Origin of the sequence: Streptomyces sp. NPDC005302, from assembly GCF_040607345.1 — a bacterium.
GTDB lineage: Bacteria > Actinomycetota > Actinomycetes > Streptomycetales > Streptomycetaceae > Streptomyces.
In genome coordinates this window covers 1-1071 of record NZ_JBEXGN010000051.1, presented here as the reverse complement: position 1 = coordinate 1071, position 1071 = coordinate 1, and the positions used below count along the sequence as shown (strand labels likewise).

Below are 1071 nucleotides of genomic sequence, written 5' to 3'. Positions count from 1 at the left end.
ACCATCGCCGTCCTGACCGACCACGCGAACATCCCCCTGCTCATCATCGCGGGATTCGCCCTGGGCTGCGGAGACATCTTCTTCGACATCTCCGCCCAGGCCGTCATGCCCGTCGTCGTCACCGGCGACCAGGCACTCATCCGCGCCAACAGCCGCATCTCCGCCGCACAGATCAACGGCGAACAACTCGCAGGCCCCCCACTGGGCGGAGTGCTCTTCTCCCTCTCCCACTCCCTGCCCTTCCTCGGCAACGCCCTCTCCTTTCTGATCAGCGCCCTCTACGTCGGATCCCTCAAAGGCAACTTCGCCAACACCCCCACCGACAAGCCCGCCCCCACAAGCCTGCGCGCCGAAGTCGCCGAAGGACTGCGCTGGCTCCTGCGCCACCGCGTCCTGCGCACCCTCGCCGGCACCGCCGCCATCGGCAACCTCGTCTTCACCGCCAAAATGTCCCTCCTCGTCCTCCTCGCCAGAAACCAGCTCGGCCTCGGCGACATCGGCTACGGCCTCCTCCTCAGCTCCACCGCCGTCGGCGCCTTCATCGGCAGCTTCCTCTCCGCCCCCATCTCCAAAAAGCTCCAGGTCGGCACCATGCGCGTCGTCGGCATGACCATCGAAGGACTCGCCGTCCTGGGACTCGGCCTCACCCACAACCCCTGGACCGCCGGCGCCATGATGGCCACCATCGGCTTCTCCATGAGCGTCCAGATCGTCATCGTCGGCGCCCTGCGACAACGCCTCGCCCCCGCCGAAATCCGCGGCCGCGTCATGTCCGCAAGCCGCCTCATCTCCCTCATGGGCGCACCCTTCGGCGGCATCCTCGGCGGCTACCTCGCCGCCACCATCAGCCTGCGAACCCCCTTCATCCTCGGCGGCCTCCTCATGGTCCTCGTCGCCCTCCTCAGCCTCCCCGCACTCAGCAACCGCTCCATCCAAGAAGCAACACACGACGCCACCACCGACACCACAAACACACCAAACGACACCCCACCCACCGAAACCACAGAAGAAACCACCACCACCGCAACACCCCAAGGCGCCTCGAAGTAGCCACAGCGCCGCCGTCCCTCT

Annotated in this window: 1 protein-coding gene; it reads left to right on the top strand. The window is 66.8% G+C overall.

Features of this window, described 5'->3' with window-relative positions; all coding sequences use genetic code 11:
- Positions 1 to 1050: MFS transporter (locus ABZT74_RS34510; RefSeq protein ID WP_356441447.1), on the top strand; the 1050-nt coding region annotated here is incomplete at its 5' end.
- Positions 1051 to 1071: the final 21 nt, after the last annotated feature.